Here is a 22,556-nt window from a genome sequence, read left to right as displayed (position 1 = left end):
ATTAAAGAAGTAAGAACATGAAAAATAAAATAAAAACATATATTATACTACCTGTTTTAAGCGTCTTTTTGCTAGCAGGTTGTACCGAAGATTTTCTAGACCAAAGTAATCCAAATACGATAACAACAGATACGTTTTGGAAATCCTCTACGCAATTTCAATCCGCTTTGGTAACCGCTTATGGTGCGTTACAATTTCAACACATTAGTGGTGGTGGTTTGGTTTACGATATGATTATGGGAGATATAGGAGGTACCGAATCTTGGTATCGTCCGTTTGCTTTCAGAAACTTAACATTTAACGATGGTACCTATTATGTAACCGATAAATGGAACGAATTGTATATTGGTATTTTTAGAACAAACCAAATATTACAAAATTTAGAAACTACCGAAGCTTCATTTGGTGTTGGAGAAAGAGAGAGTATTGCAGCACAAGCACACTTTTTAAGAGCTTTCTTTTATTTTCAAGTAGCCCATACCTATGGCGGTGCAGTAATTCATACCAAGGTTGCAGAAACTAAAGAAGATTTCGCTAAGCCATTTAGTTCTATAGAAGACGTAACAAATGCTATTATAATTCCAGATTTGCAATATGCAGAAGCGCATTTGCCAAGAAATTGGTCGTCTGGAGATTTAGGTCGTATTACTGTAGGTGCAGCGAAAAGTATGCTTGGAAAAGTATATTTATTCGATGAAAATTATACAGAAGCAGCCCGTTTGTTTAAAGAAGTTATCGATTCTGGTGTGTATAGTTTGGTACCAGATATAATGGATAATTTTACAGATGAAAATGAATTTAACTCAGAATCTATTTTTGAGGTTGCTTACAATTCTGAAGTAAATCCAGGTGCAAATGGAGAAATTGTAGACGATAATGTAAATGAAACCGGTGCGGAGGCCACAACAATTTCTAGAGCTTTCGGACAATTAAGTTTTGGCGGATATAATACGTTACTACCGTCTTATTATTTACATGAATTGTATACCAGCGACGAAGTAGACGTTTCAAATTCAATCAATAATGGAAATTTACATTCTAAGAGAATGTCGGCTTCTATAGCACCTATCAATGCAGAAACAGATTATTATTTACTTCCTGTAGGTGAACGTGGCGGATGGGCTTTCGGGCAAAGTGCCTATATAAAGAAGTATTCAAACTGGTATCATTTAAAACAAGAAGATGCTAACAGTCGTTCAGGTATAAATTTCCGTCATATTCGTTTAGCCGATGTATATTTAATGTATGCCGAAGCGGTTTTAGAAAGTTCAGGAAACGTTGCCGAGGCTGTTAGATATATCGATATGGTTCGTGCTCGTGCAGGCGTTATAACTCTTCAAAAATATATGGATGAAAATGGAGGTCAATTTCCACAGTTACATATAAGTAAGCAAGTACATGGTAATCAGCCTTTAGTATCAGCAACTAAAGAAACGGTTATGACACACATCAGACGAGTGGAACGTCCGTTAGAATTGGCTTTCGAAGGTCACCGTTGGAAAGATTTAGTACGTTGGGGGATAGTAAAAGAAGTTTTCGATGATTTACGTGCAGACGAAGTTTGGAGACAAAACAATCAAGATATTTTAGAAATATCTGGGAATGGTGTTGCACCATTATTTATTAAAGAACGTGTAAGACCAGATTTTAATCTTTCAAGTGTAAATTACCAACCTGCAGCACACGATTTCTTACCAATTCCAGTGCAAGAGCAACAGACTAACCCTGAGATTAACAACTAAAACGAAACGCATGAAAACATATAAAAATATAGTTAAAGTTCTGTGTATAGCCGCACTAGGTTTTACGGCATGTAACGACGATAACGACATACACTTGGAGGAGCCTAGCCAACGTGTTATTTATACCAGCCAAATGGATTTTGAGAATAAGGTTGAAGTGGGCAATTATATAACTTTTGGTGATGTATCACCAGGTGTAATTTCCCGTACTTGGACCTTCCCAGAAAACATAACTAACGTACAAGGTAATCAGTCATCAGAAGATATTGTTAAGGCCTATTTTTACGAACCAGGAGTGTACGATGTGAAATTACATCAAGTCTTTAAAAATGATGCTTATGTAGATGAAAATCTAATGGGTAAAGAATTAGATACTACAATAGTCGTTAATATTTTAAATCCTTTAAGTATTAATATTACAGCAAATTATATCAATCCTGACGGAACTTTAGGTGCCGCATTAAATTTTGCAGAGGGTGCAGAGAACATTATAGAAGCAAGCCGCTCTGTTCGTTATACCTATAACATTGTAGGTGAACCAGAAACCACAACATGGCATTTTGAAGGGGGTACACCATTAGCTGTAGAAAACACAGAAACGGTTGATGTAAAGTACCGCAAAATGGGGACTTTTGGACTGGATTTATTAGCGAAAAGAGACCGTCCTTTTGGAGAAGCTATAGAAAGCTATGAAAATGTTATAACTGTAATAGCGTCGACAGATCCTGTTACTTTAGATGCCACTTATAATTTTGAAGATGCTATTGCATTGGAGTTTAGTAGAGAAATGGATCCTGAATCCTTAAATCCATCAGATTTCTCAGTAACCATTACTAACGGAGAAACAGTATTAAACCCAATGGTGGCAAGTGCATCTGTAGATGCTATAGAAGGAAACCGTGTTTTACTAACCTTGGCAAATGAATCAACTTATAATGACGATCAAGTAACCGTTTCTTATACACCGGGTACTTTACAAACCTTAGATGGAGTTGCTGTAGACGCTTTAACAGATGTTCCTATGGTGTTTAGAGGAGAGAATTTATTTAATAATGGTATAGTGGATTACGGATTTGAGAATACGATGTCTACAGACTGGGTATACCAATGGTGGGGAACACCTTGGGATAAATATAAATTTAATATTAGTACAGCGCAAGCTTACGATGGTGATAAAAGTGGATACGTTGTGGTAGATGCTGGAGGAGGAATGATTATTGGCCAGGTAGATAGTGCAGGAGAAAAAGCATCGTTCACGGTTAAAGCTGGGCAAGCTTATGAATTAGGTGTTTGGGTATATGTAGAATCTTTAGGTCAAATATTACCAGATGCATTACCTCCAGATGTACGTTTTTACTGGGCACCAGCAACCGATTGGAGTGTTGGAGGTAATCCTACATTTACGGCAGATTATGCAGTAGGCGAGTGGGTTTATAGTTCCCAAATTGTGGAGTTTGCCGAGGCTGGTCCTACAACAATTAGTATTAGAGCAAATAATCAAAATAATCCACAAGAACTTAAGTTTTATATGGATAACTTAACTTTAATCGAAGCCAATTTAAGGCCTTAAACATATTGTATTACCTATTTTGTTTGTTTTTAAATCCCAAGAGGCATTTAGCCAATTGGGATTTTTTAATCAAAAATGCATCACCTTTAATTTTATATTATGAAACCATTAAATTTAATTTTAATAAAACCTTTTTTCGTTATGCTGCTTTTAGTCTTTTGTACGACATGTAGTTCTAATGATTCCCATGATGAAGACACAGAGATAAAAGACGAAGATACCACCATTCCAGAAGAAAATGAAGTGCCATTTTTGCCTAGCCCTGAAGATGGAAAATCATGGACTATTCAACCAAATGTCTCGAATGAATTCAATGCCGATGAAGGAAAAGCATCTGAAGCATTTACGAATAACTGGCAAGATTCATTTTTTAATGGCTGGACGGGTCCTGGTATAACAAGATACATGCCTGAGCAATCCTCAATTGTTGATGGCGAATTAGTATTTAAAGCAAATATAGACGGAAACACAATAAAAACTGGTTGTATTAGCTCAAAAGAAAAAGCCGTATACCCGTTATATATGGAAGTTCGTGTAAAACTTAGTGAATCGGTTTTGTCTTCTGCAGTTTGGATGTTAAGCGATGATTCTACAGAGGAAATAGATAATTTAGAAGCTTTTGGAGCTAAAAGCAGCGATTACTTCTCTAAAAGATTACATTTAAGTCATCATGTATTTATTAGAGATCCTTTTCAAGATTATCAACCAGAAGGCCTAGAAACTTGGTATGCCGACGGAAAAAATACAGTTTGGTCCGACGAGTACCACAATTATGGTGTGTTATGGGAAGATCCTTGGTCGTTATCGTATTATGTAGACGGGAAAATGGTTAGAAAAACACCGGTAGATGAAATTGATCCTAAAAATTTTACCAATGGTAATGGGTTAACCAAACCTATGCACATGATTATTAGTGCAGCAGCTCAATCTTGGAGATCTAGCGAAAGTCAAGGCGATGGTGCTATAGATTTCTTAACCGATCCTACAGTAACCAACGAAGAAAAAACCATTATGAAAGTAGACTGGATTCGTGTGTATAAACCAGAATAGAAGTGTTTGTATTTTATTGTTTTTAAGCCAAATCATTTCTTTGATTTGGCTTTTTTTTATTGGGTTAAACTAAATGTAAAACCTAAGTCTTGTTTTAAGTTGTTTTTCTGAAATCTATTCTTTTTAATCATAAAATTAGTAGCCTGTATAGTTATTGTCTAGTAGATATTTCTTGTTTGCTTCTGATTTTTCATCAAATTTATAAATTCAATTAAACAGAAAAAAACTATCGAATCACAAGAAAAATACCACTCCAATATTTTTCTTCTTTTGAATAGATTTTACCAAACACTCTAAATATGATGCATCAAAAAATTTATTATTCTAAAAGCAAAACAATTCTAAAATTCCTATGCCTTTATATCATTATAATGGTTCAATCTTGTGTTAAGATGGAATCAAATACTAATGAAATACTCGGTAATTCTAGTCCTGTAGAAAGTTTAAAGCCACTTAATTTTAATGCTGAAATTAAAGGGAGTAAGGTTAAAAAATCACTATTAATTTAACTAATAATAATTCCTATGGTAGTCTGAGTTTATTTGCTGATGGGGCATTGCTTTTAGATAATTTAAATATTTCAAAATCTGGGCTTCAAAAAGTAAATGCTTTAATTGAATTTAAAGAATTGGGAGACGTAAATTTCAAACTTTCGCTTAGAGATGCCGAAATGACCATTCATAAAATAATTGTAGAGGATGCTGGAAACCTTGAGATTCCTAAGTTTACAGATATCAGTGAAGCTGCAGGACTGGATCGTGTGAATTCTATAAAATATGGCGGACCTTCCATAGCCGATATTAATCAAGATGGTTATTACGATTTTATAGTGAACAACCACAACCAAGAATCAAGTAAACTGTATTGGAATAATGGTGACGGCACAGTAACAAAACACAGTCAAAATCTCGCCCGTTGGTACATGCACGATTTGCATGGTACTGCGCTTGGAGATTATGATAATGATGGCGATTTAGATTTAGTCGTTACCCAAGGTGGTGGAAATGGAGCGAACCCTTCCATTGCCAATTATTATAAAAATGATTACTCTAATTTTATTCGATTTACAGGCGATGTTGGTATTACCCGTGGCGCTAGGGGGAGAGGTGCACGTTGGGCAGATTACGATTTGGATGGCGATTTAGATTTAATGTTGGTGAATGAAGAAGGTTTAAAAAGGAAAAACCACAGCATTTCTTTTATGAAAATTTAGGCGATGGTACTTTTAAGTTTAAAGATGTACCTGGAATTCAAGATGCACATCCTTCGCGTGCTTTAATAACCGATATTAATGGCGATCACATTGATGATATCATTTTATACGGCCCATTGTCTATTTGGAAAGGTAATGGCGATTTCACCTTTAAAGAGGTTACTGCTAAAATGTTAAAGGACCTTCCTGAATACAAGCAAATTATGGCACTTGCAGATGTAGATATCGATAATGATGGCGATTTAGATTTGTATTTAGCTCGCGGACTAGAATTTGAAGGCGGAAAAGGCGAAACACCCTCGTTAGACAGCGATCCTGTAAATAAAGAAATGGCACTTAAAACCAGAGGTTATAAAGGCGTTGATGCTTTTGAGTTTATTGGCGACAATAAAATTAAACTTCACAACTACTATTACTTAGCGCAAGGCGATTATAGAGGAAAAACCTATCCTATTTTTTTAGGTGAAAACAAAAAAGAAGCTCTAATACCTTCGGGTCAAGATTTCGAAATTGATAGCAAAACGGCTCAAGGTTGGCCAGAAGATATTTCGGCTGATGGTTTTTATATTGGAGCCATAGGCGAAAACAAATGGAAAGCAGCTTTGGTTAGAAATGGCGATTTATTCTGGTCGTATCGATTTAGTTTGTCTGGTGTAGAAGCTGTAATGCCCGAATTTGTACCTCAAAATAGAAATGTTCAGGATATTTTACTTAGGAATGATAATGGGGTGTTTACAGATGTTTCTGAAGCTTATAACATCCAGCCCGGAGGGAATTCTTTAGGGGTTACTGTGGGAGATTTTAACAACGATAGTTACCAAGATATATTTGTGTACCGTTGGGGCTTTATTGGGTCTAGAACTTCCGATTATATGTTGCTAAACACAGGGAATGGCGCTTTTGAAACCGTTACCATGCACGGCGCCAATGCTATTGGTGATGCTGGAAATGGCGATATGGGACAGGCTTTCGACTTCGATTTAGATGGTGGTTTAGACCTGCTAAATGGTAGTGAAGGCGGTATGTGGTATTTGTATGCGAATAAAAATCCGGGTAGCGGTAATTATGCTTTAGTACGTGTTGGTTATGCCCCAAAATCGAATATCGATGCCATTTCTGCTGAGGTTATTGTAAAGACTGCAAATCACGAATACCGTAAACGCGTAGGCTCGGCTGGCGAAGTGTTTTCTCAAAGTTTATTAAATATGGTACATTTTGGTTTAGGGACTGAAACTAAAATAGAAAGCGTAACCGTGAGATGGCGAAATGGTGAAACGGTTGTGTTTAATAATAAGGCGGCTAACGGCATAATCGATACGAATAAATTAGATCCAGAAGGGGTGGTTATAGTTAATAATGTTTCCGAAATAAGAAAGGGTACTTCCATGCCATTAACAATAAAAGCTTCACCTAAAAACGCCAATCAAGAGGTGCAATGGGTTTCCAGTAATCCAGAGGTTTTAAAAGTTGGAATAGATGGCGTAGTTGAAGCTGTTGGGAACATCGGTGAGAAAGCGACAATTACAGCAACAAGTACGGCTAATGGTTTAAAGGCTTCAAAAGAAATAAGTATTGTTGATTGGTATGCGCAACCTATTGAAACGATTGTTTTATCTGAAGCGCAGGTTACTTTGTTTGAGAATGAATCCTTGCAATTGGAAACAACATTAAATCCGAAATACGCCGATAATCAAAATTTAGTTTGGGAAAGTAGTCATCCTGAAGTAGCTACAGTTGATGACTTAGGAAAGGTAAAGGCTCAAAAAGCAGGCAAAACTAAAATTACTGTAGCTTCGGCTGAAAACCCTAAAGTTAGCGCTCATACTATGATAAACGTGGAGGCTTTTGTGAAACCTTTTATTAAGCTTTTGAATAAAGAAAAATTCAACAGCTTTAATGTCGGAGATAACATTACTGTTGAAGCCGAATATCACGCGGGGTCTGGACATAAAGTTATAAATGCCGATGAAGGTGGTGTGCGTTTGTGGTTGCGTCATTTTAAAAATGAATGGGTGCCTATTAAAGACGTGGTTTTCGTTGATGAAACTGCACTTAACAAAGTGTCTGGTAAAGCTGTAAAAACCTTTTCTCTTAAAGGTTTAACACCAACAAAAGATTTGCCAGAAGGTCAATTCTATATGTTGCGCGCAACCTTTACATCCAGCGATGGCATCATGTATAATGATCAGGTTTATCCTTTAGTAATTAAATAGAATAATCAAATACACAAAAGGGCATGAAATTTTTAAAAAATTATATTTCCGTATTTGTTTTATTATGTTTTAATATTTTTTCAAGTGTGGCACAAAACGCGCCCAATATTCTTTGGATTATTACCGACGATCATAGGCCAGATGCCATTTCTGCTTACAATTTAGCAACTAGAGGACAGAAAAATAGTGTCTTGGGGTATGTTTCATCTCCCAATATAGATAAGTTAGCTAGCGAAGGCGTGTTGTTTACAAACGCCTTTACAAACTCGCCTGCTTGTGGCCCATCTCGAGGCTCGTTAATTAGTGGGCGTTATCCTTTTAGAGCCGGGCATTATGGCTTTGAATTAACGCATCAAAATCCAGATTTTGTAAAGCCATCACTTGGGCAAACTTTACAGCAAAAAGGATATGGTACCGCTCAGTTCGGAAAAACAGGTGAGTATATATACAAATGGGAAGGTAAACCAAGCTTTTCCAATGCTAAGCATTATGAATTTATCGTACACTTTAAACACGATTTACAAAAAAATGGTATTGGCGACCTTTGGGGTAAGAACCCTTTAGAAATGGTTAATGGTCAGGCAAGGTATACAGGAACCATCGAAAGTGTAAAAAGGCCTAATGGTACTATTGAAAGTTATTTTTCCGAAAGAAATGATGGTATTATTAGTGAAGCAGATATTAAGAAAAGACAAGACATCGAAAACGAATTTGAAATTTTAAGATCTTACACCCGTTCTAACCCCAATTTAATTATTGGAGGTCTCAATCCAATGCCAGCCAACAAAACGATAGATGCTATGATTGTGCAAGAGTTTAACAACTACTTAAAAATGAAAATAGCACTTATGTAACAAGTTATGGAGCGCAGGCAAGGGGAGCTAATACAGCAAAGCCGTTACTAATAAATTTAGGTTTTCATTTACCACATACTCCGGTTTTGCCTCCTAAGAAATTTCGCGACAGTTTTAAAACCAAAACTTATAAAATCCCTGAGTTCAATGAGGCTGAGTTAGAGAACCTTCCGCCTCAAATGGTTAAGTTGTATAACGATTTAAACATGTCTAGAATGAGCTATAAAGAAAAACAACAGGCCATTCAAGATTATTATGCGTTTTGTGCGCATGGCGATGCACTAATAGGAGTGGCCGTTGCAAACTTTAAAGCGTATTGTAAAAAGAATAATCAGGAATATTTAATAATTTTCACAATTGGAGATCACGGTTGGCACCTCGGAGAGCAAGGTATAGAGGCCAAATTTGGTCCCTGGAAACAATCAACAAATAGTGCTATTATTGTTGTTTCTTCAAATAAAGAAAAAGTCCCGGAAGGAAAAATATCCAATCAGTTAGTAGAATATGTAGATGTGGCTCCAACGATATTAGCTGAGGCTCAGGTGCCCATTCAGAATAAAGCTTATAATTATTTAGATGGTATTAACTTGTTAAAGACCTTAAAAACAGAAAAGGAAGTAAGAGATTATGTAATTGGTGAGATTAACTTAGTCGCTGGGCCTAGAGCCTATTTGCGTTCTAATCATTTTGCTTTTTCCATGAGAACAAGACCTTCAAATAAGCCGTATTTAAATGAAAATATTAATTGGGCTTTAGAGTGTCCTGTTGAAAAAGCCGAACTCGTGTTATACGATCTTCGTATAGATCCAGACGAGACTAAGAACGTAGCAAACGATCCTGCGTATAAAGATTTGGCTGAATGGTTTCGTAATAAGTTGGGTAAAATTGTTCTGGGAGACAAACGTATAGAATGCGATTGGAGTAAAGCAAATTTATATAATATGAGTACTATTTATGAAGGTGCTCACGATCGAGAATTAAACATTCCTAAACAAATAATACCTACTATAAAAATATAGATATTTAAGCTATTCTGAAGAGGTTATTTTGTGGATTTGGTATTATTGATTTTGGCTTCCTGCAAAGGATGGTAAAAGACCTTTCAGGTTTTTAAAACCTGAAAGGTCTAGATTTTAATTTTAGTACTAATACTCCAAATAAACCGTACGTTTTTGTAAATGATGTTCTATGCCATAAATACCATCTTCGCCACCAATTCCCGAGGTTTTATGTCCCGAATGATAGCCTTGAATATAGCCAACAATTTGTTTATTGATGAAAATTGTTCCCACCTGTAATTGATCAATGGCTTTTTGATGAATCTTATAATTATTGGTAAATAAGTATGCCGATAAACCTTCTTCTCTGGCATTCGAATAGGCCATAGCTTCATCAAAACCATTTACTTTAATGATGGGTAAAACAGGCGCGAATAATTCGTGTTTTGTTGTGGCATAGCCGTTTTTAACGTTGGTAAGAATGGTTGGAGCAAACCAGTTGCCTTTTTCAAATTCAGTACCATCTGGTCGGCCGCCTCCCATAACCAGTTCGGCGCCATTGGCAATATCTTGATTTACTAAATCTTGCACGCGTGCTAAACCTTGCGAACTTACATTGGGACCCATATTTACCGAAGCATCAAAAGGATTACCGGTTTTAATCTGTGCCACACGTTTAATGAGTTTTTCGGTAAATTCATCAGCTGTTTTTTCGTCGACCATCACCATTTCATTGCAAATACATACTTGTCCGCAGTTGGCATATCTAGAAATGGCAGCAGCTTCAACAGCCTTATCGATATCCGCATCATCTAAAACAATAAATGGTGCTTTACCACCTAATTCTAAGATTAAACCTGTAATGTTATCCGCAGCAGCGCGATACATAGCGCGTCCCGCATTGGTGCTTCCGGTTAAACTGATTAATTTGGTAATCGGACTTTCAACTAATAAAGAAGCGGTTTGTGCATTTTGTGTCGCTACCATATTAACAACGCCTTTAGGAAGGCCTGCGTCTTCTACCAATCGGCAAAATTCTGAAGCGGTAACAGGTGTTAATTCATGTGGTTTTAAAATAATGGTGTTTCCTGTAACCAAAGCCGGACCTAATTTTCGTCCGATTAAAGCTAAAGGATAATTAAAGGCACACAATGCCACGGTAACGCCGTAGGGAACTTTATGGATTTCCAAACGCTCATTGGCATTTTCAGTTGGGAAAATGGCCCCTTGAATGCGTCGTCCTGCTTCCGCGGAATAGGTCATATAGCGAATCGTGTCATCAACTTCACCAAGCGCTTCAGTATAGGTTTTTCCTTGCTCCATAACTAATAATTTGGCGAAATGTTCCCGTTCCGCTTTCAAACGATCGCAAATAGCATAAATGTAATTGGCTCTAGTTTGAGCAGGTGTTAATTGCCATCCAAATTGCGCTTTTTCTGAAGTTTCTAAGGCATATTGTACATCTTCTTTGGTACATGCGGTAACCGTTGCAAAAACGTCATTGTTAGCAGGGTTTTCTACTTCAATAAGTGCTCTTTTTGAGGAATCTAACCACTCACCATTGATGAAACAGGGGTAATGTTTAATTTCTTTTGCCATTATTAGTATGTTTTATTAGTTAATTAAATTTTGGTGTACGCTTTTCTACAAAGGCTAAAAAACCTTCTTTAGCATCATGCGTATCGTACAAGGTGTTAACCGATGTGGTTTCGTAATCTAACGATTCTTGTAAGTTCATGCCTTTATGTTTTTGCACATAATGTTTGATGGCCGCCATGGCTTGTCCTGCGCCTTGCGCTAAATCTTTCACATAATTTGTTACGCTTAATTCAAAAGCATCCGCAGGGTATAATTGATTAAATAGGCCATAATCATAAGCTTTTTGTGGTGATATGATATTTCCGGTTACCAACAATTCCATGGCTCTGCTTGCTCCAATTAAATCGATTAGTCTTGGTGTGCCGCCGTTTCCAGGCATTAAGCCTAATTTCACTTCGGGTAAGCCAATCAAATAGTTGCCTTCGGAAGCAAGACGGATGTCGCAAGCCATAATCATTTCTAATCCGCCGCCTAAAACATGACCGCTAACTGCTGCAATAACAATTTTACTGCTTGAGGTAATGGCTTCGGAAACTTCGCGTGCGGCTCTAACCATCTCGGCATTTTGTTCGGTGGTATTGCTACTGAAGATTTTAATATCAGCTCCAGCACAGAAAAACTTTTCGGAAGTGCTATTGATTAAAATAACTTTGATAGCATCGTCTGCGCTAGCTTCCTTTACAGCTTGACTAATTAAATCTAAAAAGTCTTTGTAGTAACTATTCGCTTTAGGCCTGTTTAAGCTAATGGTAGCCACGCCTGCTTCTTTTTTGATTAGTAAGTTGGTTGATAAATCACTCATAAAATTCAGTTATTACGATGCTAGTTCATTATTGATTTTCTCATTGTGTTCGCCTAAAACGGGGCTGCCAATTTCTGAGGTTAACCAGGTACCATTAATTTGAATCGGGCAACGTGTCGTTTTATAACTGTAGCCGTCGGCCATGTTAACATCCTGGATCATCTCTAAAATTTTAAAGGCGTCTTGATCCATGAGTGTTTTCCAATTCATGATTTCCGCACACCAAATATCGGCCGGTTCTAAAACTGCTAACCACGCTTTCGTGTCTTTTGTAGCTAGGTGTTTGGCAAGGATGTCTTTAATTTCATCCCTTTGATTAAACCAACTTTCGGGCGTTTCATATTTTGATAAAGCTTCACAGCCTATTAAACCGCCAATAAAAGGAATAGATCCCATGGCCAAAGCAATAGCGCCATTTTTAGTCGCGTAAACTCCGTAAGGTGCGCCTAAATAGGCATGTGCCGAATTGCTTTTTGGTCGGATGGTTGGTTGCCCGCCGTCTCTAAAGTAACAGGTAATGGATTCAAACTGGTATTCTAAGGCCGATTCCAGCATGCTTACTTCCACGCGACCGCCTTCACCCGTGGTTTCTTTTCTGTACAAACAAGCTAAAATACCTTGTGCTAAATGGGCGCCAGATAAAATATCAACTACGGCCAATCCAATAGGGATAGGGCCTGCGCCATCGTTTCCGTTTAGTTGTGTTAAACCTGAAAGGGATTGCAATAATAAGTCCAATCCTGGTTTGTCTTTCCAAACGCCTTCTTTGCCATAACCTGATAATTCAGCATAAACGATTTTAGGATTTATAGATTTTATGGTTTCAAAGTCAATGCCTAGTTTATCTACAACGCCTGGTCTGAAATTATGAATTAAAACATCGGCCTTGCGGATTAATTGATAGACTTTTTCACGTTCGTCTTCTGCTTTCATATTAGCCGCATAACTTTGTTTATTTCTGTTGATGGCATGAAACATGGATGAAGCGCCGTTCATCACCACATTTGAAAAATACAAACCACGACCTAAATCTCCCGTTTCGGGTTTTTCAATTTTAATGACTCTAGCACCTAAATCAGCCAATCTTAAACTCGCTGAAGGGCCAGATAAATACTGACTAAAGTCTACAACTAAAATGCCTTCTAATGGTTTTTTCATGATTAACTTAGATTAAATTCTTTATCTATTAAGGCATTATCTTCACCCACTTTTGGTGCCGATTTTTTATTGAAAATGCGGTTGCCGTCTATTCGGATGGGGCAGCGTGTGGTTTTCATTGAAATACCATCGGAAGTTTCAACCTCTTGATCCATTTGAAGGATTTTGTAGCCTTCATGATTTAATAATGTTTTATAATCAAATACTTCTGAAACTCTAAAGTCTAAAGCTTCAAAAATAGATAACCAATGTGCTGAGGTTTCTTTAATGAGATGTTCTTGTAAAAAGGCCATGATGTCATCACGTTTTTCATACCATATTTTCGGATTTTGAAAAGCATCAGGAAGTTGCAAATCCATCGCTTTTGCCAAAGCATCTAAAGGTGTTAACGCAATACTTATGTAGCCATCTTTGGTTTGATAAATGCCATAAGGCGCCTCTAAATACACATGGGCATTACCTTTTTTTGCTCTTTTTGGTAGCGTTTCGCCATCATTCAGGAAAGTAGTTAACAATTCAAATTGGATGTCTAAAGTCGACTCCAATAAACTGACTTCAACTTTTGATCCCTTACCAGTGCGGTTTCTAGCAATAAGTGCAGCCAAAATACCTTGAACTAAATGTACCCCTGTAAAAATATCAGAAGTGGCTAGCCCGGTAGCTGTGGGTTCATCGGCTTCGTTTCCTGATAAATTAACAAATCCCGACAAGGACTGAATAAGTAAATCTTGGCCAGGTTTGGTAGCCCAAGGCCCAACGGGACCATATCCAGAAACCACACCGTACACCATTTTAGGATTTATGGCAGCTACAGTTTCATAATCTAAACCAATTTTTTCCATAACGCCTGGTCGGAAATTATGGGTCATTACATCGGCCTGCGCAATGAGTTTTTTAACCTTTTCTAAATCGTCTGGGTCTTTTAAATTGGCTGCATACGATTGTTTATTTCGATTGGCCGTATGAAACACCATAGAGCTTTCATCAATAAAAATATTTTTAAGCGCAATTTGTCGGCCCGCTTCACCAGAACCTGGGCGTTCAATTTTAATCACACGAGCACCTAAATCGGCCATTTTTAATCCAGCCGATGGCCCTGCCATGAATTGCGCAAACTCTAATACGGTAATGCCTTCTAATGGTAACATTTATAAATGATTAGGTTGTTTTCTTTAAAGATTCAAGATACAAATTATTCAAGCTGTCTAAAAGGATTTTGGCATGGCCGCCGTTTTTCATAAACTCACGAATTGGAGCCCCTGCGTTATCCTGAAAATACATGTGTCCGTGGTAACGTGGTCTTAAAAAAGCTCTATCTAAAGTGGGTAGCGTGTCTTTAAAATAATCTAAAGCATTGAAATTATTCGTGGTATCTAACCAAGCTTCTCGGTGTCCTGGTTGCCCGCCATAATCAAAGAACACGGTTTTTTGGGTTTTAGGCGACGCTACATATTCGGCGTAAGCCAAAGCGGTTTCTTTATGTTTTGAATTTGATGAAATAGCTAAACCTGTTCCACCTAAAGTGGTAATTAAATGCTGACCTTCTAGAGTAACGGTATCATGGAATTTTAAAATATGATTGGCATAACCGCGTTTTGAGTAGTTGGTGTAGCCGTAAGCAAAAGGGGAGTAGGCAAATTTATCGCTGCGTGTCATGGCTTCGTAAACCTTAATGGGGTTCATGTCGTAGCAAGAAGCATCCAGATACTGACCTAAATCTCTTAAAATATCTAAGGCTTTTAGCCCGATGTCTTCCGAAACAAAATAGTCTTTTGTTAGGGCTACATCTTCTCCAAGCGTGCAACAAATCATATAAAAACTCATTAGCGTATCCTGCGGAATCCCAGGAATAGCAACCAAACCGTCCTTTGCTAAGGCGATTAAATCGGCCCAAGTTTTTGGTAGCGTTTTTCCGAGTTTGTTTAATAAATCTGGTCTGCTTGCTGCCACGGGCGTTGCTGCATCGATGGCTAAAGCACTTTGGTAGCCATCAAAACAATAACTTTCGTGTGATTTCCCAACCGAATTCGCAGCCTGATCGTCTAAAAATGATTTCGGTAAATGTTCATTTAACGGAATGATAACCCCTGTTCGGGCTGCAAAACCTGCCCATGGATGATCTATAATTAGTAAATCATAACGTTTTGCTAGGGCATCAATCGGTTCGTCTGCAAAAGCTTGTAACGAACGTTTTTCCCAGGTGATTTCTATATTCGGATTTAACTCATGGAAACGTTGTGCTGTAGCAACGGCCGATGTGAAACCACGACTGTGGTCCCAGGTTATTCCTTTTAATTTTATATGTTTTTCTGACATAATTCGTAGTCTAGTAAAAAAGAGACCATCTAAAAACCCAATTTATTGGTAGTTAATAAGTAGTTGTTTCGATTTGGGTGCTGTTTTTAGACAGTCTCTGCAATTAGTAATAATAGTTAGTTGTTGTTTAAAATCCTGATGCTCTTGGAATTTGTGTTTCACTCTCGTAACGTTGTCCGTCTTCTCCTGTAAAATCTTTGAAGAAGTGGTAGTATGAACCATATCCGCCATTTTCGTTTTCATTTTTCAAACGTTCATCTTTCCAAGCGTTAAAATGTTTTGTGGCCTCTTTTTGATCGCCAATTAGGAAGAAATAATCGTTTTTAGAGATGACTTTTCCGCTTTTATCTGTTAATTCTAGGTTCACAAAAAACTTAGATTTCACCGATTTTAATACCTTTTCATTAATCGGGAAGAATGATTTCGCACTGTTTTCTTCAATCTTGTCAATGGAGAAGGTTTTGTTAGCAATCACTTTTCCAGAGTCGTCTTTCATTTCAAACTTCACCGTACAATCTTTGTATGATTTATAGTAATCATTAATCACCCAAATATTTCCAACAAAAGGCTCTTTAGTATCCCAACGGCGTTTTTTAAATTCAAAATTCACTAAAAGCGGCTGATACGCTTTTTGAACAAAGTAGTATGAGTTTTTAGGTTTTCTGTAATTATCGACAATAGCCCATTTCATGTCTGGTCCGTAAGTAATATAATGACAAAGGGCAATACCACTTAAACTTGGTTTATCACGACGGAAATGCTCAATGCCGTTTTGGAAAATAATCCCTTGTGCATCTTGAGTAGCATTTACAAATTCTTCTAAAGAACCTTTCATTTCACTACCAAAAACATCCCAGTTTTGCATGCGTAAACGGGTTAAATCTGCCCAATGGTGTCCCCAACTTAAACCAGGAGTCCATAATTCTTCTTCAGGAATAAATTTCTTTAAACTTTCTACGGAAGGCACCGAGGTAATTGCAAATTCTGGAACAATAGGGTAGCCGTCTGCTTTGGTTTGGTACCAATCTTCGTGCAACCATTTACCCATATCGTAAAAGTAACGTAAGGCATGAACGGCTTCTTTAGGTTTGAAACCTGCTTGTTGCCCAACATGATCGGTCATAGGAGAATCTGGCACATATGGTAAATCGACATAAGCTTGAAGTGAATCGCCTAAACGCTCTAAGAATTCACGACCAAATTTAGGGTCACGGGTACGGAACATCATTTCTTCACCACCTTCCATCATAATTAACGACGGATGATTTCTGCGTTCTACAACCACTTTAACACCTTCGTTAAAGATTTCTGCTAGGTTCTTTTCGTCTGAAGGAATATTTCCAGTTCCTAAAGGAATCATGTCTTGCCAAACGGTCATACCCATTTCATCACAGTATTGGTAAAATTCTGGAACTTCTGGTGGATGCCATCCGAAGATTCGAATATTGTTCATATTCATTTCTTTAGCCAAACGAATTAACTCTTTATAATCGCTTGTTTCGGTACGCCCTACAAAAATATTTGGTGGACCACCCCAACATGCCGAACGGATGAAGTGAAACTTACCGTTTATATATGTTGATCTCGGGAAGGTAACATCGACATCTTTAACAAAACCAGGATTCCATTTAGAAGTGACTTCACGAATACCAAAAGTGGTTTCGTTAATATCTTGGTTTAATTTACCATCTTTAACCGCAATTTTTGCAGTGTATAGGTTTTGGTCGCCTAAATCCCAAGGCCACCATAGTTTTGCTTCTTTTAAATGTATTTTCTGAATGACTTTATGAGTTCCCGGTTGAATGGTTTTCTTAAAGTTTACTTTTTGTTCTTTCATTTTAAAGTTTTTCCCGTTAAGGGCTGCTTCAAATGAAAATTCTTTAGCAACTTTATTGGTGTTTTCTACGGTAATTTCAAGATTTACATCGGCCGATCCATCTTTATTAATGGTATTGTTAGCATACACATCTTTAAAACGGATTTTTCCTGTACGTACTAATTTAACAGGGCGTATAATACCAATAGGGGTGATGTCTCTCCAATAATCGCCAAACCAAGGTGTTTTTTTCCGGCAACAAAAGCGTTTACTTGCGGCGGTGTGTCTAATTTAACCACGAGCATGTTTCGGCCTTTAAGGAAATCGTATTTATGGATACGAAGAAAATCGGCAACATCAAAAGAAAATTTAGAAAATACCCCTTCATGTTTTCCTAAATAATGACCGTTTAGCCACACCTCGCAGGCATAATCTACTCCTTCAAAAACAAGGTCTACTAATTGGTTTTCTACATCTTCGGTAACGCTAAATTGTAAAGCGTACCACCATTCGTACTGTTGTACCCATTGGGCTTTTACGCTGTTTCTTCCAAAATGAGGATCTTCAATAATGCCTGCTTTCCAAAGATCGGTGTACACATCGCCAGGGACTTTAGCGTTATTCCAGACTAGAGTTTCAATGTCTTCTGCTGGTAATTTGTGCAGGCCTTTTTTACGCCTTCTCCTGGTGCCATCATTTTAAATCGCCATCGCATGCCGCTTAAATCAATAACCTGTTGGTTTGAGTCTTCAAGCGCAAGTGTGGTGTTGGGTTGAGCAAATATTTTTGTTGTGCATAAAATAAAACACAACATAAATAGGTGAAAAGTTAGTTTATCGGTTTTCATGAATAATTAAAATTTAGTATCCTAGATTTACTATTGAGTGGTTAAATATTGTAGTTTGTTAGAGGTTGTTTTTGCGATATTCAATGCTGTACAACAAAGCGCTTAGTTGTTGTTTTGTTGTTTGCGTTTATGCTTATAAAATAAACCCCAGTATGTAATTGATCAAGAGGGATTGATTCTGTCGATGTAGTTTGTTGATACACCATAACTCCTAAAGCATTATATATTTTTATGTCATCTATTTTTGTTCGCTTTTAATATGTAGCGTTTGATTTGCCGGAACAGGATAGATATGAATAGCCTTGGATGACGTTGGTATTTCTGTACTTAACTTATTAGTAGGCTTGTAAACCCGAATCCAATCCACCTTCATGGTGTTTTTGCTGGGGTCGTCTAGTAGAGCATCGCTTGGTGTTCTGCCTGCGTCTACATGCCAGTTTTGTGATTCTACATTTATAATAATGTCTAATTCTTTACTAAATCCTTGACCGTTTTGATAATTATAAGGATCGATTATACTTACTGATGAGGTGTTGCTAGCATTTTGTAACGTGCTAAATGCATAGCTTGATGATGTCGCAAATGGATTTTCGGTTGGTAACCATTAGAATCAAAATCCAGCTTTCCGTTGGTCATACTAGGGTAGGTGTAATACCAAGTGTCTCCCTTTTTGTCGCTGAAGCTTTGTCGTAAAGTACGCGAACTAATTCGCCATCAATATAATATTCAAAATGAAATGGACTTATCCAGTTTACCCCAATATTCACATATTTTCTTTCGCCATTATTCCAACAATAATCACCCCAAGAGGTTGTGATATCACTTCGTGTGTACCAAGTGTTTTTGCCTCTAGGTTGGTAATCTTGAAATGGGTTACGTATAAATGAATGATGACTTAAATGAATATCTTTTGCAAAAAAAGCGTTATTGCTATCGGCGCCACCATAGCATTCTATAATATCAATTTCTTGAGTGTCGTCTGGACTCAATAGCCAAACATCGGAAGCAAGTGCAATGTTGGCAACGCTTACGCTAGCTTCAACAAAAACGGGATAAACTACTTTGTTGTTAGAGGTTATGCAGCCTGCGTTTATACCGTCATTAGGTTTACCCATTTTGTTTGGCGCATTGGTTTTAGGCAAGTCTTCATTTGTTTGACTCCATCGCGAAGACGTTATGAGCAAATCTGATCCATCTACCCAAACGTGATTGTATTTCCAATAGGTCGTCCCAGGACCATCCCAAGCATTGTGGTAAAAGTTATACCACTTATTGTTTCCAAAATCTGTTTTTCCTGAGCTAGCATCAAACGTGTAGTTAAAATCGTCTGAAACATTTTCCTGTAGTTCCCAAATTTTATCTTCTCCTGGATCTGCAGGAATGGGAATGTCTTTCCAATCCTGTGCCTGTAAACTAAAAAAGGAAAACAAAAAAATAGTTGTTAAAACGAAATTGTGTGTCATAGTATAGTTAAGATTTGTTTGAACTATAATATTACACACTTCGTATGGGATAGAATAAAAACTAGACTAGACAAGAACTAAACACAGGCCTAATTTTATGATTTTGATGTGAGTAAACACCAAAACTATGAAGTACAATTAATAGAAGTCAGTTGGCTCTTTTGCTTGAAATGTTGAGAAATTTTAAGCTAAGGTCGTTTTGAAGTGCTCAATTTTAGCGTGTCGATATCAATCAATACTGCATAAACATATTTAGTAGGGTATATTAAAATGGCTGTTTACGGTATTCTGTTTTCAAACTATTCTAACGAAGCACTACACTTGTATTACTCCTAAATTAAATTTCTTTTCGATAGGAGCGTGGTTGGCGGCTTCAATTCCCATAGAAATCCATGTTCTTGTATCTAGCGGATCGATAATACCATCGGTCCATAGTCTAGAGGCAGCATAGTATGGGGAAACTTGCTTGTCGTAACGTGATTTTATTTTATTAAATAGTTCTTCTTCTTTTTCCGGAGTTATAATTTCGCCTTTCGCTTTTAAAGAGGCTGTTTCTATTTGTAATAAGACTTTGGCGGCAGAATTTCCGCTCATTACAGCCAGTTCGGCACTTGGCCAAGCTACAATTAACCTCGGGTCGTAAGCCTTACCACACATGGCATAATTTCCAGCACCGTAACTATTTCCAATAATTATGGTAAATTTTGGTACCACCGAGTTACTTACTGCATTAACCATTTTAGCACCATCTTTTATAATTCCGCCGTGCTCAGATTTAGATCCTACCATAAAACCGGTAACATCTTGTAAGAACACTAAAGGAATTTTTTTCTGATTACAATTTGCTATAAACCGCGTGGCTTTGTCGGCGCTATCGTTATAAATAACACCTCCAAACTGCATTTCTCCTTTTTTTGTTTTTACTAACTGACGTTGATTCGCAACAATACCAACGGCCCAACCGTCAATTCTAGCGTAGGCAGTAATAATTGTTTTGCCGTAACCTTCTTTATATTCTTCGAATTCAGAGTTATCGACTAATCGTTTAATGATGTCTTTCATATCGTATTGATCGGCTCTACTTTTAGGAAGAATGCCGTATATATCTTTCTGTTCAGCTTTTGGTTTTAAGGATACTACACGATTAAAACCGGCTTTATCGTAATCCCCAATTTTATCGATAATAAATTTTATTTTATCTAAGGCATCTTTATCATCCTTAGCTTTATAGTCTGTAACCCCACTAATCTCGCAATGGGTTGTAGCTCCACCTAAAGTTTCATTATCTATAGATTCTCCAATAGCAGCTTTAACCAAATAACTCCCAGCCAAGAAAATACTCGCTGTTTTATCTACAATTAAAGCTTCGTCGCTCATAATTGGCAAATAGGCACCACCTGCTACACAACTTCCCATAACAGCAGAGATTTGGGTAATTCCCATACTGCTCATAATCGCATTATTTCTAAATATACGCCCGAAATGTTCTTTGTCTGGGAATATTTCATCTTGAAGGGGTAAATACACACCTGCACTATCCACTAAATAAATAATAGGCAAACGGTTTTCTATAGAAATTTCTTGGGCTCGTAAGTTTTTCTTTCCAGTTATTGGAAACCAAGCACCAGCCTTAACCGTGGCATCATTGGCAACAACAATACATTGCTTTCCTTTTATATAACCTATTTTTACTACGACGCCTCCAGAAGGGCAACCGCCATGTTCAGGGTACATATCTTCTCCAGCGAAGGCTCCAATTTCTATACTTTTAGATTTTGGATCTAACAAATAATCTATACGTTCTCTAGCCGTTAGCTTTCCTTTACTATGAAGTTTCTCTATCCGCTTTGGTCCGCCACCAAGACTGACTTTGGCAAAACGACTTCTTAAGTCTGATACTAATAATTTATTATGATCTTCGTTTTTATTGAAGTTGATATCCATGTAAAAAGATTTTAACGCTAAAGTACGAAAGTTTCAAAAAAGTAAAGCCAAATTTATGATTATGATAGTTTATTACATGGAAATATATTCCTTGGAAACTAAATAAAATTTCACTACATTTGTATATACAACAGTTAAATGATATACATATGAAAGAAATAATAGTTTTTGCAGGAAGTAATAGTAAAGTGTCGATAAACAAACAATTGGCAGAATATGCGGCAAGTTTTATACAAGACGCGAAGGTCACTGTTTTAGATTTAAACAATTTTCCGCTTCCTATTTTTGGAGTAGATTTAGAAAAAGAACACGGGTTTCCAGAACATGCACAAACATTTTTAAATCATATAAAATCTTCAGATGGTATAATATTGTCTTTGGCAGAGCATAATGGCGCTTATACGACGGTATTTAAAAATTTATTTGATTGGATGTCGAGAATAGAAAGCAAATTATGGCATAATAAACCTATGTTGCTTATGGCTACTTCTCCTGGAGCTAGAGGAGGGCGTTCAGTTTTAGAAATTGCAGAAAAACGATTTCCTTTTCAAGGTGGAAATATCATTGAAACATTTTCGTTGCCATCTTTCGGAACACATTTTAAAGACGGAAAAATTATAGATGAAACCTTGAATTCGGAATTAAGAAAGGCAGTGGAATCATTAGAAAAAGCGCTGTAATTATGGAAATAAAACATAAAGATTCGGGTACGGAAGGTCAGTTTTATCTAGAAGATGCATCTGGAATATCTGTCGCGAAAATGACATATCATTGTAAAGAACCAGATCATCTTATCATAGATCATACCGAGGTGGATTCGAGTTTAAAAGGACAAGGAATAGGGTATAGATTAATCGATTCTTTGGTAGTATTTGCACGAGAAAAAAATTTTTCGGTTACCCCACTTTGTTCGTATGCTCAGGCAGTTTTTAAGAAGAAAACCGAATATAAGGATATTTTAAAGCAGTAGT

Annotated in this window: 20 protein-coding genes; 9 read left to right on the top strand and 11 right to left on the bottom strand. The window is 37.1% G+C overall.

The window, feature by feature from the left end; translation table 11 throughout:
- The first annotated feature begins 17 nt into the window (after positions 1-17).
- The 7 genes from A9D35_RS03045 to A9D35_RS19070 all read left to right on the top strand — a co-directional run bounded on the left by A9D35_RS03045 (position 18) and on the right by A9D35_RS19070 (position 9,661).
- Positions 18-1,742, top strand: coding sequence for a RagB/SusD family nutrient uptake outer membrane protein (locus tag A9D35_RS03045; protein ID WP_066218848.1), 1,725 nt, complete (start codon positions 18-20; stop codon positions 1,740-1,742).
- Between the two features lie 10 nt (positions 1,743-1,752).
- Positions 1,753-3,312, top strand: a complete 1,560-nt coding sequence (locus A9D35_RS03040) for a SwmB domain-containing protein (protein ID WP_066218845.1) — start codon at positions 1,753-1,755, stop codon at positions 3,310-3,312.
- 99 nt (positions 3,313-3,411) lie between these two features.
- Positions 3,412-4,362, top strand: coding sequence for a family 16 glycosylhydrolase (locus A9D35_RS03035; protein ID WP_066218842.1), 951 nt, complete (start codon positions 3,412-3,414; stop codon positions 4,360-4,362).
- A 556-nt stretch (positions 4,363-4,918) separates the two neighbouring features.
- On the top strand, positions 4,919-5,575 hold the full coding sequence (locus A9D35_RS03025; protein WP_066218837.1) for an FG-GAP repeat domain-containing protein: 657 nt from the start codon (positions 4,919-4,921) through the stop codon (positions 5,573-5,575).
- 35 nt (positions 5,576-5,610) lie between these two features.
- Positions 5,611-7,788: an Ig-like domain-containing protein gene (locus A9D35_RS03020; RefSeq protein WP_369692195.1), complete on the top strand. Its 2,178-nt coding sequence runs from the start codon at positions 5,611-5,613 to the stop codon at positions 7,786-7,788.
- 23 nt (positions 7,789-7,811) lie between these two features.
- Positions 7,812-8,642, top strand: coding sequence for a sulfatase-like hydrolase/transferase (locus A9D35_RS19075; protein ID WP_235817837.1), 831 nt, complete (start codon positions 7,812-7,814; stop codon positions 8,640-8,642).
- An 86-nt stretch (positions 8,643-8,728) separates the two neighbouring features.
- The gene (locus A9D35_RS19070) at positions 8,729-9,661 is read left to right on the top strand and encodes a sulfatase-like hydrolase/transferase (RefSeq protein ID WP_369692140.1); all 933 of its coding nucleotides are present in this window, start codon (positions 8,729-8,731) and stop codon (positions 9,659-9,661) included.
- A 126-nt stretch (positions 9,662-9,787) separates the two neighbouring features.
- On the opposite strand, the gene A9D35_RS03010 is transcribed toward A9D35_RS19070, so the two are convergent.
- The 11 genes from A9D35_RS03010 to A9D35_RS02965 form a co-directional block, all read right to left on the bottom strand.
- Positions 9,788-11,239 carry an aldehyde dehydrogenase family protein gene (locus A9D35_RS03010; RefSeq protein WP_066218831.1) on the bottom strand — a complete coding sequence of 484 codons (1,452 nt, stop codon included), beginning with the start codon at positions 11,237-11,239 and terminating at the stop codon, positions 9,788-9,790.
- Positions 11,240-11,258: 19 nt separating this feature from the next.
- Positions 11,259-12,041, bottom strand: coding sequence for an enoyl-CoA hydratase/isomerase family protein (locus tag A9D35_RS03005; protein ID WP_066218828.1), 783 nt, complete (start codon positions 12,039-12,041; stop codon positions 11,259-11,261).
- Between the two features lie 12 nt (positions 12,042-12,053).
- Positions 12,054-13,199, bottom strand: coding sequence for a CaiB/BaiF CoA transferase family protein (locus A9D35_RS03000; protein WP_066218825.1), 1,146 nt, complete (start codon positions 13,197-13,199; stop codon positions 12,054-12,056).
- 2 nt (positions 13,200-13,201) lie between these two features.
- Entirely contained in the window at positions 13,202-14,347 is a 1,146-nt protein-coding gene (locus tag A9D35_RS02995; RefSeq protein ID WP_066218822.1) for a CaiB/BaiF CoA transferase family protein, read from the bottom strand.
- 10 nt (positions 14,348-14,357) lie between these two features.
- Positions 14,358-15,515, bottom strand: coding sequence for an extracellular solute-binding protein (locus A9D35_RS02990; RefSeq protein WP_066218817.1), 1,158 nt, complete (start codon positions 15,513-15,515; stop codon positions 14,358-14,360).
- A 127-nt stretch (positions 15,516-15,642) separates the two neighbouring features.
- The gene (locus tag A9D35_RS02985) at positions 15,643-17,481 is read right to left on the bottom strand and encodes a beta-galactosidase (RefSeq protein ID WP_066218814.1); all 1,839 of its coding nucleotides are present in this window, start codon (positions 17,479-17,481) and stop codon (positions 15,643-15,645) included.
- A 29-nt stretch (positions 17,482-17,510) separates the two neighbouring features.
- Complete coding sequence (locus A9D35_RS18850; protein WP_066218811.1) at positions 17,511-17,930, bottom strand: glycosyl hydrolase 2 galactose-binding domain-containing protein; 420 nt, start codon at positions 17,928-17,930, stop codon at positions 17,511-17,513.
- A 29-nt stretch (positions 17,931-17,959) separates the two neighbouring features.
- Entirely contained in the window at positions 17,960-18,178 is a 219-nt protein-coding gene (locus A9D35_RS18845) for a hypothetical protein (RefSeq protein WP_066218808.1), read from the bottom strand.
- Positions 18,179-18,258: 80 nt separating this feature from the next.
- Positions 18,259-18,411, bottom strand: coding sequence for a T9SS type A sorting domain-containing protein (locus A9D35_RS19610; protein WP_369692194.1), 153 nt, complete (start codon positions 18,409-18,411; stop codon positions 18,259-18,261).
- A 399-nt stretch (positions 18,412-18,810) separates the two neighbouring features.
- On the bottom strand, positions 18,811-19,641 hold the full coding sequence (locus A9D35_RS02970; RefSeq protein ID WP_066218805.1) for a LamG domain-containing protein: 831 nt from the start codon (positions 19,639-19,641) through the stop codon (positions 18,811-18,813).
- Between the two features lie 315 nt (positions 19,642-19,956).
- Positions 19,957-21,585, bottom strand: coding sequence for an acyl-CoA carboxylase subunit beta (locus A9D35_RS02965; protein WP_066218802.1), 1,629 nt, complete (start codon positions 21,583-21,585; stop codon positions 19,957-19,959).
- A gap of 149 nt (positions 21,586-21,734) precedes the next feature.
- Here A9D35_RS02965 and A9D35_RS02960 point away from each other — a divergent pair, with 149 nt between their 5' ends.
- Both A9D35_RS02960 and A9D35_RS02955 read left to right on the top strand, forming a co-directional pair.
- Positions 21,735-22,265: an NADPH-dependent FMN reductase gene (locus A9D35_RS02960; RefSeq protein WP_066218798.1), complete on the top strand. Its 531-nt coding sequence runs from the start codon at positions 21,735-21,737 to the stop codon at positions 22,263-22,265.
- Between the two features lie 2 nt (positions 22,266-22,267).
- Complete coding sequence (locus tag A9D35_RS02955; RefSeq protein ID WP_066218793.1) at positions 22,268-22,555, top strand: GNAT family N-acetyltransferase; 288 nt, start codon at positions 22,268-22,270, stop codon at positions 22,553-22,555.
- The last annotated feature ends 1 nt before the right edge of the window (position 22,556 follow it).

It is taken from the genome of Formosa haliotis (assembly GCF_001685485.1).
In the GTDB taxonomy this organism is placed as follows: Bacteria; Bacteroidota; Bacteroidia; order Flavobacteriales; family Flavobacteriaceae; genus Formosa; species Formosa haliotis.
Note: the sequence above shows the minus strand (reverse complement) of the source record. Positions and strands in the feature narration are given on the sequence as shown.